18 protein-coding genes are annotated in these 15,153 nt (G+C 33.7%); all 18 read right to left on the bottom strand.

Features of this window, described 5'->3' with window-relative positions; all coding sequences use genetic code 11:
• Positions 1–101 precede the first annotated feature (101 nt).
• Positions 102–665, bottom strand: a complete 564-nt coding sequence (locus NRK67_11940) for an RNA methyltransferase (protein ID UUV17992.1) — start codon at positions 663–665, stop codon at positions 102–104.
• 25 nt (positions 666–690) lie between these two features.
• A complete protein-coding gene (locus NRK67_11935) occupies positions 691–1,212 on the bottom strand; it encodes a gamma carbonic anhydrase family protein (GenBank protein UUV17991.1) in 522 nt (173 codons plus the stop codon).
• Positions 1,213–1,279: 67 nt separating this feature from the next.
• Positions 1,280–1,993, bottom strand: a complete 714-nt coding sequence (gene trmD / locus NRK67_11930) for a tRNA (guanosine(37)-N1)-methyltransferase TrmD (GenBank protein UUV17990.1) — start codon at positions 1,991–1,993, stop codon at positions 1,280–1,282.
• The gene (rimM, locus tag NRK67_11925; GenBank protein ID UUV17989.1) at positions 1,990–2,493 is read right to left on the bottom strand and encodes a ribosome maturation factor RimM; all 504 of its coding nucleotides are present in this window, start codon (positions 2,491–2,493) and stop codon (positions 1,990–1,992) included. Before rimM ends, trmD begins: the two co-directional genes overlap by 4 nt.
• A gap of 15 nt (positions 2,494–2,508) precedes the next feature.
• The gene (locus NRK67_11920; protein ID UUV17988.1) at positions 2,509–2,748 is read right to left on the bottom strand and encodes a KH domain-containing protein; all 240 of its coding nucleotides are present in this window, start codon (positions 2,746–2,748) and stop codon (positions 2,509–2,511) included.
• A gap of 81 nt (positions 2,749–2,829) precedes the next feature.
• A complete protein-coding gene (locus NRK67_11915; GenBank protein UUV17987.1) occupies positions 2,830–3,237 on the bottom strand; it encodes an acyl-CoA thioesterase in 408 nt (135 codons plus the stop codon).
• A 35-nt stretch (positions 3,238–3,272) separates the two neighbouring features.
• Complete coding sequence (locus tag NRK67_11910; GenBank protein ID UUV17986.1) at positions 3,273–3,515, bottom strand: DUF4911 domain-containing protein; 243 nt, start codon at positions 3,513–3,515, stop codon at positions 3,273–3,275.
• Between the two features lie 94 nt (positions 3,516–3,609).
• Positions 3,610–4,404 (bottom strand): 16S rRNA (adenine(1518)-N(6)/adenine(1519)-N(6))-dimethyltransferase RsmA, encoded by a 795-nt coding sequence (gene rsmA, locus NRK67_11905; GenBank protein UUV17985.1) that lies wholly within the window; start codon positions 4,402–4,404, stop codon positions 3,610–3,612.
• A 22-nt stretch (positions 4,405–4,426) separates the two neighbouring features.
• The gene (hpt, locus tag NRK67_11900; protein UUV17984.1) at positions 4,427–4,960 is read right to left on the bottom strand and encodes a hypoxanthine phosphoribosyltransferase; all 534 of its coding nucleotides are present in this window, start codon (positions 4,958–4,960) and stop codon (positions 4,427–4,429) included.
• 14 nt (positions 4,961–4,974) lie between these two features.
• Positions 4,975–5,499, bottom strand: coding sequence for a hypoxanthine phosphoribosyltransferase (hpt, locus tag NRK67_11895; GenBank protein ID UUV19936.1), 525 nt, complete (start codon positions 5,497–5,499; stop codon positions 4,975–4,977).
• Between the two features lie 362 nt (positions 5,500–5,861).
• A complete protein-coding gene (locus tag NRK67_11890; protein ID UUV17983.1) occupies positions 5,862–6,707 on the bottom strand; it encodes a LysM peptidoglycan-binding domain-containing protein in 846 nt (281 codons plus the stop codon).
• Between the two features lie 218 nt (positions 6,708–6,925).
• A complete protein-coding gene (locus NRK67_11885; GenBank protein UUV17982.1) occupies positions 6,926–8,269 on the bottom strand; it encodes a rhodanese-like domain-containing protein in 1,344 nt (447 codons plus the stop codon).
• Between the two features lie 185 nt (positions 8,270–8,454).
• Positions 8,455–9,612, bottom strand: coding sequence for a double-cubane-cluster-containing anaerobic reductase (locus tag NRK67_11880; GenBank protein ID UUV17981.1), 1,158 nt, complete (start codon positions 9,610–9,612; stop codon positions 8,455–8,457).
• Positions 9,613–9,635: 23 nt separating this feature from the next.
• Positions 9,636–10,997 (bottom strand): rhodanese-like domain-containing protein, encoded by a 1,362-nt coding sequence (locus tag NRK67_11875; GenBank protein ID UUV17980.1) that lies wholly within the window; start codon positions 10,995–10,997, stop codon positions 9,636–9,638.
• A 63-nt stretch (positions 10,998–11,060) separates the two neighbouring features.
• Positions 11,061–12,416: a Na+/H+ antiporter NhaC family protein gene (locus NRK67_11870; GenBank protein ID UUV17979.1), complete on the bottom strand. Its 1,356-nt coding sequence runs from the start codon at positions 12,414–12,416 to the stop codon at positions 11,061–11,063.
• Between the two features lie 148 nt (positions 12,417–12,564).
• Positions 12,565–13,728: a double-cubane-cluster-containing anaerobic reductase gene (locus tag NRK67_11865; GenBank protein ID UUV17978.1), complete on the bottom strand. Its 1,164-nt coding sequence runs from the start codon at positions 13,726–13,728 to the stop codon at positions 12,565–12,567.
• 190 nt (positions 13,729–13,918) lie between these two features.
• The gene (locus tag NRK67_11860; GenBank protein ID UUV17977.1) at positions 13,919–14,359 is read right to left on the bottom strand and encodes a rhodanese-like domain-containing protein; all 441 of its coding nucleotides are present in this window, start codon (positions 14,357–14,359) and stop codon (positions 13,919–13,921) included.
• A gap of 21 nt (positions 14,360–14,380) precedes the next feature.
• Complete coding sequence (locus NRK67_11855) at positions 14,381–15,142, bottom strand: acyl-CoA dehydratase activase (GenBank protein UUV17976.1); 762 nt, start codon at positions 15,140–15,142, stop codon at positions 14,381–14,383.
• Between the last annotated feature and the right edge of the window lie 11 nt (positions 15,143–15,153).

Below are 15,153 nucleotides of genomic sequence, written 5' to 3'. Positions count from 1 at the left end.
CATCCAGATAAACCTAAAATTTTGATTATGCCCTCTGTGGGTACAATCTTTTAAAGAATAAAAGAAATCCCCCTATTATTCTAATAGGGGGATTTTTAATTCTACTTTTCTCCTAATAATCTATCTAAGATTATAGCTACTGCTGATCTTACTGACAGATGATTATACTTTGTCTTACCTCTTATTGGGTCTAAGATATGAGTACAGCTATCCATGATCTCATCTACTAAACCATGTCCTGTACCAAATAATAATAAGTAAACATTGTCATCATTATAGATCTTTTCACTCATATCTTCATATGAAATTGAATTATCATATACTCTTGCAGAGGTTGTGATAACTACCGGTTTTTTACCTTCAGCCTTTTCAATCTCTTCCATAGCTTTTTCAATACTTTCAGTAACATAAGTACTAGAAAATGCTTCTTCTCTGTCTTTATTGAAGTTTCTACCAAATCCGTCTTTCCAGTATCCGATTACTCTACTAGTTAACTCTACCTGAGCATCTACTGGAGTTATTATATGATATCCCTTTACATCATATGTTTTGCAACTTCTAGATATATCATGGATATCAAAGTTTGTTACCGATGTAGCTACTGTTTCTTGGTTTCTATTGTATACAGGATAGTGTACTAGCCCTAAATATATTTTTTCTCTCATTTATTATCTCCTTTTTTCTGTTTTTTTACTTCAGTTCTTCCAACTCTTTTGTATAGATATCAATATCATTTATATATACATCCTTTGCATACTTTAGATATTCAATATATTTATCCGATAATTTTTTCTTAACTATGGCAGGGTTTCCTATTACTAAGCTTCCCTCCTCAATCTCTAGGTTAGCTCCTACAACAGATCCGGCTCCTACAAGGCAATTTTTAGGTATAGTTGCACCATTTAATAAAATAGACCCCATACCAATCACACAATTATCTCCTATAGTACATCCGTGAACAATAGCATTATGTCCTACTGTAACACCTTCTCCTAAAGTAACAGGATAAGGTGCATCTCCGTGAACTGTGCAGTTATCCTGGATATTAGAGGCATTTCCAATGGTGATCTTACTCATATCTCCACGTAGTACAGCTCCAAACCATATACTTACATCTTCACCTAATTCAATATCTCCTACTAAGGTAGCATTGGGAGCTATATAGTTATTTTTTCCAATCTCTGGTTTTTTATCTTTTAAAGAATATATCATATATTTATACCTTCCTTTTATAATTTCCTAAAGAATTAATTTTAGATAAACAAAAAAGCTTAGAGACCTAAAGTTCTTCTACTATCTCTTTTAATAACTTTTTCTCTTCCTTGGTAAATTCCCTTCCCTCTAATAGATCCGGTCTTCTCAGATAGGTTCTTTTGAGACTTTCCTTTTTTCTCCACAACTCTATATTTTTATGGTGTCCCGAAAGTAATATTTCCGGTACTTTCAATCCGTCAAATTCTGCCGGACGAGTATAGTGAGGATGATCTAACAGGCCATTATAAAATGAATCCTGTTCATAGGAATCTTTTTTTATTACACCGGGCAGGAGTCTGGCTATGGAATCAGCTATAACCATAGCTGGCAGCTCTCCTCCAGTCAATACAAAATCCCCAATTGAGATCTCTAAATCTACTTTTTCCTCTATAACCCTTTCATCTATACCTTCATAATGACCTGCTATTATAGTTATTTCCTCTTCAGCACTAAGATCATTGGATAAATTCTGGTTCAGTGTCACACCTTGAGGAGAGGTATAGATTACCTTACCAGATGTATTTTCCAATGCCCTGAATATAGGCTCAGCTTTTAACACCATCCCTGCTCCTCCACCAAATGGAGTATCATCAGCAGTATTATGTTTATCAAAGGTGTAATCTCTTATATCTATGATATTTATCTCCAGTGACCCGCTGTTTATAGCTCTTTTTATTATACTTTCACTTTTAAAACCGGCAAACATAGCAGGGAAAAGAGTCAAAATATTTATTTTCATGGTCTCATTCCCTCTATCAGTTTAAAAGTAACTACCCTCTTTTCAAAATCAATATCTTTTACAAATTCGTCTACTGAAGGAACCATAATCTCTTCCTTACCCTTACCGATCACATAGATATCATGACCTGCTGTTTCCATTAAATCAGTGATCTCTCCCAACTCTTCTCCTTCTACAGTGACAGCCATCATCCCAATGATATCAGAGGCATAATATTCATCCTCTTCCAATCCTAAGATATCTTTTCTCACATAGATAGAATATCCAGATAGAGCAGTTCCTTCGGTTTTATTAGTTATCTCTTCAAAGTCAAAAGCTAATCTTTTAGGACTTATTTTTTTTATATTTGTTACTGTCAGTATTCTACTCATCCCACTGTCATTTTTTATAATAACTTTTGACCCTACTATTATACTTAGGTCTTCAAAATTTGAAGAAACCTTGACCGTTCCCATTAGGTGATGAGTCCCTGAAATTTTTCCAACTGAAATCAAGTCCATATTCTTACCTCCTAATTAATCTAAAAATTCTACATTTACATTTAATTTATCTTTTACTGCTGCTGCCTGCATTACTCCTCTGATAGCATTTGCAGTCAGACCGTTTTTACCTATTACTTTTCCTAATTCACCATCAGCTACTCTTATTTTAAAAACAATAAGGTCTTTCTTTTCCTCATATGTAATATCGATTGCATCTTGTGTTTTTACCATTTCTGAAACTATATATTTTAATAGTGCTTCTAATTTTTCCATCTTTATATTCCTCCCTGGCTTTTGGCCAAATTGATAACTTTTATCTTTTAATTAAATTATCTGTGCAATATCTATCAATTTTTAATTGTTTTTTATCCTATCTACTAGTTCTTTACTGACTCTTTTAGGTATTCCATCCCTGTCTGTAAAGATATTTGTGGTATTTGCAACTCCAAAAAGAGTCTCCATCCTACTATCATAAAATTCATATCTGAATTTAACTTTAATTCTATTTATCTCCGTCAGGATAGTTTTTATCTTTAATTCCATATCGTATTCTATGGCTTTAAAAAATTTTATATCTATATCCGATACAGGAAGAAAGATTCCATCTTCCTCCAGAGATTTGTAGGAGATCTTCTTAGTCCTGATAAACTCAGTTCTTCCTTTTTCCATCCAGATAACGTAGTTCGAATGATATACCCTTCCCATTTGGTCAGTTTCGTTATAGTAGACTCTGTGATCTATCGTATGACAATTTTTTTCCATTATTGCCTCCTTCTGACCTTTATTTTACACTTTTTTTATAATACACCCTTCCAAGGTCCTTCATAGGTTATCTTGGCATATACCCCGTTTGCATCCAGGTCTTCTACTACAACTCTAACCTCATCAGCATAAAATTCAGTAGATATAATCTTTATTGTTCCTAATTTAGCATCTAAAGTTCTGACTATTCCCAGACCTTCATAAGCTTCCATTACTTTATTTATAAAATCGATGTGTTTTCTTTCTGTTTGAATGAAAAACTCGTAACTTCTCATCATAATTTTTTACCTCCTTTACGCCTGTGGCGATCTATTATCCCCTTAATAAAAAATTCAGAATGGATTTTTATCTCCATTCTCAATCCTTTAATTATTATTTTTCCTCTAAGACTCTGATAAGTTCCATATATTCATCGATGCTTATAGCTTCGGCTCTTCTATTTCCCTCTATACCTATAGTCTCTAATTTTTCTTTTAATTCAGCTTTACTGAACCCTAAATTAGATAAGTTATTCAGTATATTTTTTCTCTTATTAGCAAAGGCTGCCTTTACATATTTAAAAAATGTAGCTTCATCGACTAATTTTTCATACTTATTATCAGTACGAAGTTTAATTGACATAAATGCCGAATCAATCTTAGGTACCGGATCAAAATCTTCCTTTGGAATAGTAAATAGATATTCTGCATCACCAAAGTATTCAACAGATAGTGTAAGAACACTTCTCTCTTTTCCTGATTTTGCACATATTCTTTCAGCCACTTCTTTTTGCACCATTATATAAATTTGATTTATAATATTTCTATTTTCTATCAATTTATGAATAATTGGAGAAGTGATATAGTAAGGAATATTAGCTACTACCTTTATAGGTTCTCCTATTTTTTCTTGAAAATTCTGCTCTAAAACGTCTCCCATAAGTAAAGTAAACTTCGGGTTGGTTTCAAATTTTCTTCTTAGTATTTTTTCTAGATCTGTATCTATCTCCATACATGTAACTTTTTTTCCATGCTCCAATAATAGCTCTGTAAGTGCTCCCTCACCAGGTCCTATCTCTACTATAGCATCTTCAGAATTTACATCTGAAACTTCTATAATTCTGTCTAAAACCTGACCTGCATTGGTCAAAAAGTTTTGTCCATATTTTTTCTTATGTTTAAATCCCATCTTTCACCTGCTTTCCTATAGTTTATTTTTCTATAGTTACTTTTCCGATAAACGGCAGTTCTCTATGTTTTTCTGCATAATCGATTCCATATCCTACTACAAATTCATCTGGAATTTGGAATCCTGAAAATTCCACATCAACATTTGCTTCTCTTCTAGCCGGTTTGTCTAAAAGTGTACAAATACTAAGAGACTTTGGTTCCCTGATCTTTAATATCTCAACAACTTTACTCAAAGTAAATCCTGTATCTATTAGATCTTCTACAATAAGAACATCTTTACCTTTGATACAATCTTCAATATCTTTTTTGATCTTTACATCTCTAGAAGAAGTCATAGAATTTCCATAACTAGATACAGTCATAAAGTCCAATCTTACATTCTCTAATTTTAATTCACGGGCAATATCTGCCATAAATATTACTGATCCACGTAAAAGAGCGATCAATACTAATTCTTCACTGTCTTTATATTTTTTATTTATTCTTTCTCCTAATTCTGCTACTTTACCTGCGATCTCTTCTTTTGAGATCATTACATCTACTGAATATTTCATTCCCTATTATCTCCTTAGTCTTCTAATTCTTCTAAATTCCCCATGATACCTACGTAAGGAATATTTCTATATTCCTGCATATAGTCTAATCCATAACCTAATACGAACTCATCCTCTATTTCAAAACCAATATATTGTACGTCAATCTCAACTTCCCTTCTAGAAGGCTTGTTTAAAAGTGTACATAATGATACTGACTTAGGTCCTCTGTGTCCTAACATCTTTAATACAGTTTTCAATGTATTTCCTGAATCGATTATATCTTCTACTACGATTACATGTTTCCCCATGATATTTTCATCTAAATCTTTTTTGATCTTTACTTCTCTTGTTGATACAAATTCATTTCCATAACTAGATACAGTCATAAAATCCATCTTTAGTGGTAATTCAATTTTTCTACAAAGGTCTGCCATAAATATAATCGATCCCTTTAATAAACACACTACGATTATATCTTCCTCTTTATCTTTAAAATCTTTTGTGATTTGAGCTCCTAACTCAGCCACTCTTGCAGCGATTTGGTCCTCTGTAAGCATTTTTGTTGCAATTCCTTTATCCCAAGGCTTTTTATTCAATTTTATTTCCTCCTAAAGTTAATAATTTACCTCATATTTTACCATTAATTCTTAGTTTTTTTCAATGTTATATTTTAAAATATAATACTTACTTATTTCATTTTTATTTTTATCATGATTACCCTCCTATATTTCCCATTTACTTACGTCCATTTTCACGACAAATAACGCAAAATATATGCAAAATAACATAAAAAATGTCGCTTCAATGTGAACAGTGGTGAAATATAGAGATAAAATTATTGTAATATAAAATTTATTAGTTAAATACAAAATAGGAGATGACAGCTCTGTCGTCTCCTAAAAAATACCTGTATCCACTTTTATGGCTTGAAGGTTCTCAGTCCCCCTCCATTTCTAATATCTAGATGCACCCATGAGACTTCTGTTTCAAGACTTATTGATTTAGAGATTAAAATCCCTTCATTATACCACCCAATAATTTTTTTCCTGGCCTGGGCAGCCGAGAGTCCTTTGACATCAAAATCTACAGCTCTTCCAAAAGAATGAGATGAATAAGACGTATATTCTGGAGATCTGGAAGTTCTAAATCCCCTCCACTGGAATTGACCTCCAGTTGCCCAGTTATTAATTGTGATTTCACGGCCAAACAATTCCCTTAACTGATTCATTTGATCAATAAGTTCTTTATCTACAAACCAAATACTTCTTGACCCATATTTTCGATAAGTTTCTCTATCGACAAACTCTTTAATGGTAAAATAATTTTTATGGCTAGAAGTTTTTGATCTATTAGTTGAAATAGGTTTAACTACATTCTTCTGCCTGGAATTTCCTGAAACTCTCAACTTCATATCAGGATGAATAGTTTGATTTTTCATATTGTTTAGAGCCATTATTTTTGAAGGAGTCAGATTGTATCTGGATGCTATCAATGAAAGATTTTCACCATATACAACAATATGATACCCATCTCCACCAACATCAAGATTTGTTCCTGCAATAATTTTATTTGCAGCCAAATCATTTCTTGCCTGGAGCTGACTAATACTTATATTATATTTTCTGCTGATCACATCTAAAGTATCCCCTGGTCTTACACGATGTGTCTTTGAAAAAGAAATAGTAGTTAGACTCAGTAAAATTAATAATATAGTAGTTTTTTTATACAGTTTTCTTAAACTTAGATAATTGTTCTTATTTTTCATTTACTAGTAACTCCTTATTGTTGTCATTTTTATATTAATATTTTTTAATAAATTTTAGCATTTAAATTTATTTTTGTAAAATAAAAAACAACATGATGTTGCATTCAGATCGGCATACTCTAAATTTTTATAATCTTTTATTTAGTTGCATGAGTTTTGTAATTTTGTAGAATAAAAAAAAATGACTCCTGCATAATGCAGAAGTCATCCTCTATTTTCTAATCAACAAAACTTTCTTCGTTTAATACCTTAGGTTCACCTTTTAAAACCTTCTTCTTTGTTTCCTTTGTTTCAGACCATTCTTTCCATCCGCCATCATATACAGATATTCTTTCAAGACCCATAGCCTGTGCATAGAACCATACTTCACTTGCTCTCCATCCTGTTCCGCAATAAAATGCCAAATGATTTTCAGAATTTATTTTCAATCCTTCCCACATTTTTTGGATCTCAGTATATGGCCTCATATGAAATTGATCCATTCCTCTATAATCTTCTAAGTGCCAAGGGTCCGATCCTGCCATCCCCCATTTTGCTCCTTCGATTCTTCCTCTCGGCTTGATATAATCATAACCGCTGATTTTTCCCAAGTACTCTCTCCAGCTTCTAATACTGATAAGATCCCCATCTTCAGCCTTCAATAACTCTACAGCTTCAGGTAGATCTACGATAATTTCCGGGTTTTGAGGTACCTCTGCACCGAATTCTTTTACTGACTCTGGAGTTTTCATCTCTGTTTCCACAGGATACCCTGCTTCTTTCCATCCCTTAAGTCCGCCATTTATCATTCTTACATCTTCTACCCCTGCATACTTAGCTATAACTCCAAATCTTGCAGCAGCCATAGGATCACCATAGATAAGTACAAGAGTATCAGTTGTGATTCCCTGCTTTTCCATCTCAGTCTTAATTTTCATATCATCAACTCTGTTCCAAAGAGGCCCTTCCTCTACCCATCCTGTATGCATCCAGTAAGATCCAGGAATATGTCCCTCTTTATGAGATTTTCCTTTTTCACCCCATCCTACATTAAATACTTTTACAGGTCTTCCATCATAATGATTTACTTTTTTCCCATCTAAAAGATCTTTAACCCAGCTCACAGGTACGATAGTTTCATATCTTTTTAATTTTTCAAAAGATAATGAATTTTCTGCCCACTTTTCTACTCCTCCGTCAAAGATAGATACTGTATACCCTTTTTCTGTAAGAGCTGCTGCCATAGTTTTAGACTCTTTACCATAAAGAATTATCTCATTCCCCGCTACAATTCCTTTTCTCTCAAGAGCCTTTTCTACATCTCCGTCTTTTATAGCACTGGTAGGATAATTTACTGATCCAGGAATATGACCATTAACTCCTTTTCCATCTAAATCCCACCCATTATATTCATCATAACTTCTGGTATCCATTAAAACTATATTTTTATCTTTTTCTGCTTTTTGTACTTCCTTTACACTAACAGAACCTTCCTTAGTTACTTGACTTTTTGGTTCCTCTACTTTACTGCCACATCCTATTAAACCAATCGCCAGTGTCAGTATAACAAACAATTTTTTCATGATCTTCACCCCAGTTTATATTTTTATGTCTCAACTTCTAAAATTTTATGCATTTTTATACTTTCTCTTCATTTTAGCAGTTATATCTATTATTCTATCATTTTGTTCTATTTTATCAAAGGTATAATTTGCACTATTTAGGTATAGTGTACATAACCTTATTCAATTGTCGAAATTTTAGTTTTCTACAACATCTCTATAAATGCCTCTATCCTTGTTTTTATCTGCCCTGTATCCCCTGTTGAATAATCTGTTTCAAGGGATATATATGGAATATCTTTTTCCTTGGTCACAACCCTTTTTATCTTGTGAGTTTCTACACTATAGGTGTGACAAGCTTGAAGAATTAACTCTACAACTCCATCTACCTGATATTCATCGATAAGTCTCTTTAAAAGATCTTCCCTGTCTGTATTTGGTGACATAACAGAGCAAGGAATAGATATATATTTTTCTGCAAGTGCCTGAATAGGATCTATTGTTTCATCTACAAGCCTGTCCAAGTTCTTAGCTCCCCCACAATTTTCATATGTAACTACCACAGCTCCTGCATCCTCAATAGGCTTTATTATTTTTTCTGCTACTCCTCCTATAGGACATCCTGTAATTAATATTCTCGGTGCTTTCACAGAAACCTTGGAATTATTATTCCTGTCAATCTCCTTTAAATTTTCTATTATTTCTCTAATTTTTTCATTTTGAATTTTTTTATCAAAGGTATAACTTACACCATTTAAAACCTTATGCATCTCATATCCTGAAAGAGGCGGCGGAGTTAATTTCCCCAGACTATAAAACTCCTTTAGAAGTTTTCTTTCATCATTAATCTGGGAGATTGCCTCTGAAATTTTTTCCTTTGAGATAGATACATTAAATTTTTTCTCTAATTTATCTTTAAATCTGGATATCTCTTCTTTCCAAAGATCCATTCCCCTCTCTTTATCCTGTGTCTGGGGAAGCTGCATTATATAGGTGTCTTTTAACTCTCCTAAGAGTTCGTACATCTTCTTTTTCCCGTCACACGTTGTTTCTCCTACAATCATATCCGAAAAATACATATACGGGCATTTATCTGTAAGAGCATAACCATAACTGGCCTTTATCAATGGACATAAGTTTTTTGGCAGGTGTTTTTCTGCCGCCGGTATAGTTTCTTCACTTAGCGAGCAAAGTGATACCGGGACAGCTCCTGCTGCATAGATTAATTCCTTAGGTGTATAGGTACAAAATGTCCCTACTATGCTTTTTCCGCTGTCTTTGAGTTCTTTTATAGTTAAAAATCCGTCTCGTCTTGCTTCTTCAAAATCTTGAAAATTTTCTGGTAATTTATTAATATCTTTCATAGCTGCCCCCCTTTTTATAGTTTTTAATTTACCCTAGGATCTCCTGTAGCGATAGGGTTTGTAGGATCCTGTATCCATTCGTAGAATCCTCCATCATATACACTTACATTTTCCCAGCCCATCAAATATGCGTCAAAGAAAGCTAGTGCTCCTCTCCATCCTGTAGCACAGAAAAAAGCAGATACATTTTCAGCTTTGATATCCCATTCTTTCCACATTTTTTTTATTTGAGTATAGTCCCTCATTGTTCCGTCTGAATCCACAAAATCTTCTGAGTGATATCCATCTGAACCACCATACCCGAATACAGATCCCGGTATACGACCTTTTTCAGTGAAATAAGAATATCCTCCATTGTTTATTCCTGCATATTCTTCCCATGAAACCACTGCTACCAATCTTCCATTAGGGTCTTCAATTAACTCTTTTGCTTCTTTCAAATTCTTTGTATATTCCGGTTGCATAGGTATCTGGCCTCCAAAATCACTATCTGAAACCCAAATATTCTCACCCTGCTCCAGAGATAATCCGGCATCTATCAATCCTTTTATATTAGAATTTATTATTCTGACATCTTCAACCCCGGCATACATGAGAACATGTGCTAATCTGCCTGCTGCCATAGCTTCATCACTATAGATTACAATCATCTTATTTTTAGTTATCCCTGTTTCATTTAATAATTTTTTTATTTTATCATCTGAAACTACATTCCAAAGTGGAAGGCTTTCTATATCGTTTGTATCTATATAAATAGCACCTTTTATATGCCCTTTTTTATATTCTTTTTTTTGCTTATAGTTTACATCTACAATGATATATTCCCTTCCATCATAATTTTTTACTTCTTTTCCCTCTGTTAAATCTTTAACCCACTGAGGATAGACTAATTTTTCATAGTTCTTTAATTTTTCCACCTCTAAAGAGTTATCTTTGCTCCAGTCCTGCATACCGCCTTCATAATTAGCCACATTTTTATAACCTGACTTTTTTAGAATATTATAAAGTTTCAAACTTTCTTTTCCGTAATTAGAATATACGACTATATTTTTTTCCGGTGACAACCCATTTTTTTTAAATATCTTTTTCATCTCATTGTCATTTAAACCCTCTAATAATTTAGCAGAAAGATTTATAGCTCCGGGAATATGTCCGCCTTTTATCCCTTTATTTAAACTCCATCCGTTAAATTCCTCATCTGATCTGGTGTCGATTACGATTAAATTTTCTGTATTTTTTATATATTCTTTAGTCACTGTTTTTATAGTATCTTGATTGTTTACCTCTTTAACAGGAGCTCTTCTGCACCCATAATTTACAAAGCCTAAAATTATCAAAATAGTGACTATAAATACATTTATATCTTTTCTACCTCTTTTTTTCATCTTCCCCCCTAGTTTGTTTTATAGTATCTCTACCTTAATACAAAATTATTCAAAAGAACAATTCTATCCCTTTTCTATATCTGCTTCCCATACCCATGGTTTTTTTCTCATAAGACCGTCAGCAAAGGGTATATGAGTTGAAATTATCACAGATAACAACAATAACTGTTGATACCATAATAGTGGCATAACTTCCAATGGCGTTACTTTTCCCCCTGCAAATCCAACTAAAATCAGCATTTGTGCTCCATATGGAATAAATCCCTGGGCTATGCATGAAAAAATATCCAGGATTGCTGAACTTTTTCTCGGATCTACATCATATTTTCTACACAGCTTTTTAGCTATCGGACCATTTATAATGATAGCTACAGTATTGTTGGCAATAGCCATATCTGTAAGTCCTACCAATGCCCCTATCCCCAATTGAGCAGTCTTAGGTCCTCTGATACTTTTTTGTATCTTGTCCAGGAGCCACTGGATCCCTCCAGCTTTAGCAACCATAGTAGCCAGACCACCTGTCAGGAAGGAAAGAAGAAAGATCTCATTCATCCCTGTAAACCCGTTATAAATCTCCTTTGAAAAACCAAGAAAATTAAAACTTCCATAGGCAAACCCTAGTATTCCTGAAAGAGCAATTCCTCCAGTTAGAACAGTGAAAACATTCAGCCCTATCAAAGAAAATACCAATACAAAGATATAAGGCAAAATTTTAATTAAATTGAAATCATAATTTTGAACTTCAGGCAATACTTCCGGCCTTCCAAAAACAACTAATAATATAATAGTAATAATAGCTGCAGGAGCCGTAATTAAGATATTCACCCTGAATTTATCCTTCATCTCTACACCTTGTGTTCTCGTCGCAGCAATAGTAGTATCTGAAATTATCGAAAGATTATCTCCTAACATGGCTCCACCCATAACTGCTGCAAGAACCAATGGCAGGGAAAGTCCTCCCTTTTCAGCTAATCCTACAGCTATAGGAGCAATAGCAACAATGGCTCCTATTGAAGTTCCTGTAGCTGTAGAAATAAACCCGGCTATAATAAACAATCCGGCAGCTATATACTCTGCAGGAATATAAGTAAGTCCCAGATTAACCGTAGAATCCACTCCTCCCATGGCCTTAGATACTCCGGCAAAAGCCCCGGCAAGTAAATAAATTATACACATGATTACTATATCCTGGTGACCACATCCGCTGATAAAGGTATTAAATTTTTCAGTGATTGTTCCCTTAAAAAGAATAAACGCACTGACAATACCGGCAAATGCCGCAATAGGAGCAGGCAGCTGATAAAATGCTAACTCCACACCTTGAGATTGAAGAACCAAACCACTTCCTAAATAAAGACCAATAAAGATAAAGAAAGGTATCAGTCCCTTAAAACTTCCTTTTATATTTTCTTCTTTCATAACTCCCCCTGTATTTTGTATTCCAAATATAGCTAAGTAATAGATCTAAGTTCATCATCCTCAGATGAACTTAAATCATTAATAATATTCTTGTAGTATTAAAAAATTAATTTTTTTATAAATATCAATTAATTTATAATTACACCTCTTACAGCATCTCTATAAATGCTTCCATCCTTGTTTTTATCTGTCCTGCATCTCCTGTAGAATAATCTGTTTCAAGAGCAATATACGGAACATTTCTTTCCTTAGTTAAAAATCTTTTTACACTATGACTTTCGATACTATAGGTATGACAGGCTTGTAATATCATATCTACTACACCATCTACCTTATATTCATCTACCATATTTTTTAATAACTCTTCCCTTCCTTTATTTGGTGTCATTACAGAACATGGAATGTTTAGATATTTTTTAGCAATAGCTTCTACAGGATCTATAGTTTCATCTACTTCCTCATGGAGTTCCTTATATCCTTGACAGTTTTCTAAAGCTACTACTACCGCTCCTGCATCTTCAATGGCTTTTATAACTTTTTCAGCTACTCCTCCTATAGGACATCCTGTTACTAATATTCTTGGTGTTGTTTCTGTGTATGCAGTATTGTTTTCTTCCTGTTTTTTCTTTAAATCTCCTATAAGTTCCCTTACATTGCTTCTCATCTTTTCCTTATCAAATGTATAGTTTGCACCATTTAAAACAGTAAACATATCAAATCCTGATATAACCGATGGTTTTATCTTTCCAAGTTCATGGAATTCCTTTAATAACCTTCTGTCTTCATTGCATGATTTGATTGATTCTTTTAATCCCTCTTCTGTAACCTTTACATCAAATTTATTCTCTAATTTCTTTATTAAGAACCTGATCTCACTCTTCCAAAGATCCATTGCATGTTCCTTATCCTGGGTCTGTGGCAATTGCATTACATGGGTATCTTTTATCTCTCCCAAGAGTTCATACATCTTCTTTTTCCCGTCACAAGTTGTTTCCCCAACTACCATATCGGCAAAATACATATACGGGCATTTATCAGTAAGAGCAAATCCATAACTGGCTTTTACAAGTGGACATAGATTCTTTGGCAAATGTTTTTCTGCTGCCGGAATAGTCTCCTCACTGACAGAACAAAGTGATATAGGATGAGCATTGGCTGCATATATAACTTCCTTTGGAGTATATGTACAAAAAGTTCCCACTACATTTTCTCCCCTGTCTTTAAATTCCTTTACAGTAAGAAATCCATCCCTTCTTTTTTCCCCGAACTCCTCAAATTTTTCCGGTAAGCTGTTTTCATTTAATTTTTTCATTTTTTATCCCCCTAAAGTTTATTTTTATTATATAAATCGTTATTTTATTTTTAATTTACGACTAGTTAAATACAGTAATATTTTGCTTTTTCATCTAAATATTTGCAGAAAAAATAGAGGGGGGTGAAAATTGGTGGTATCCACCTCTCCCTCTTTTATCATAACTACTTCTAAAAGTTTCTATCTTTAGTTATTTAACTACAACTATATTTGTAGAAACTCCTCCCCACTCTTTCATACTTCCCTTATAATTATTTACATCAGAATATCCCAATTTCACCAATTCTTCTGCTAAAACCTGGCTTTTTCTACCTGTATTACAGTAAGTAATAATTTTAGTTTTTGAATTCACTCCCTTAGATTTAAGAAACTCTAACTTTACCGAATCATCCTCTATATCCATAAATATGTCCAAAGGTACATTTATTGCTCCTGAGATATGTCCACCTTTTATTCCTCTTCCCGGTGTTTTCCCGTTATATACCTCTTCACTTCTCACATCTATAATGACTGCATCGCTGCTTAACTTTTCCGTTACATAGTTCATGTCCACAATTTTAACTTTATTTGATGCCATTACTTGAACTGCCATCACAACCATAACCCCTAAAACCAATAATAATTTTTTCATCCCATCTTCCCCCTTTATTTTTTATTTCTTTATTTTTTTAGCCAAAATAGCAGCTCCAATGGCTCCTGCATATCTCCCCAATTGATGGGTTACAACTTTTTTTCCTATAGCTTTAGACAGCTCATCCAATATATATGGATTTCTTGAAAGTCCCCCTGTAAGAAAGTAGCTTTCTGATTCCCCGTGTCTTGAACACAATGAATTTACTTTTTTTATTACAGAATCCACTATTCCAAATGCTATATTTTCTCTTTTTTCTCCCCTGCCGATAAGACTTATAACCTCTGATTCAGCAAAAACAGTACACATAGAAGTTATCTCTATCCCAGCACCTTCCCTAGCTAAATCCGTTAAAGTATCTATATCTACCCCAAGAGAGTTTGACATAACCTCTATAAATTTACCTGTTCCGGCAGAACATTTATCATTCATGGTAAAATCTTTAACCACTCCATCTTCTAATGAAATAACCTTGGTATCCTGCCCGCCGATATCTACAACTGTTGTATTCTCTCCAATAAAGTGTTTTGCTCCTACTGCATGACAGGTTATCTCTGTAATTGTTTTATCAGCGAAGGGAACTGAAACCCTTCCATAACCTGTAGCAACAACTTTAGAGTTTGATTCTTCTACCCCCATATCACTCAATCTTTTTTTTATATTATTAGCAGTATCGATACTGCTCCATCCAGTTGGCAGAACAAAAGTTTCCAAGATGTCTGTTTTTTTCATAACTGCAACCTTGGCTGCTGTAGATCCAATATCTATTCCAATTTGATACATTGCTATCCCCC

The sequence above is a fragment of the Fusobacteria bacterium ZRK30 genome (assembly GCA_024628785.1).
GTDB lineage: Bacteria > Fusobacteriota > Fusobacteriia > Fusobacteriales > Fusobacteriaceae > Psychrilyobacter.
The sequence above is the reverse complement of the archived record's forward strand: the minus strand, read 5'-3'. Positions and strand labels throughout refer to the sequence as shown.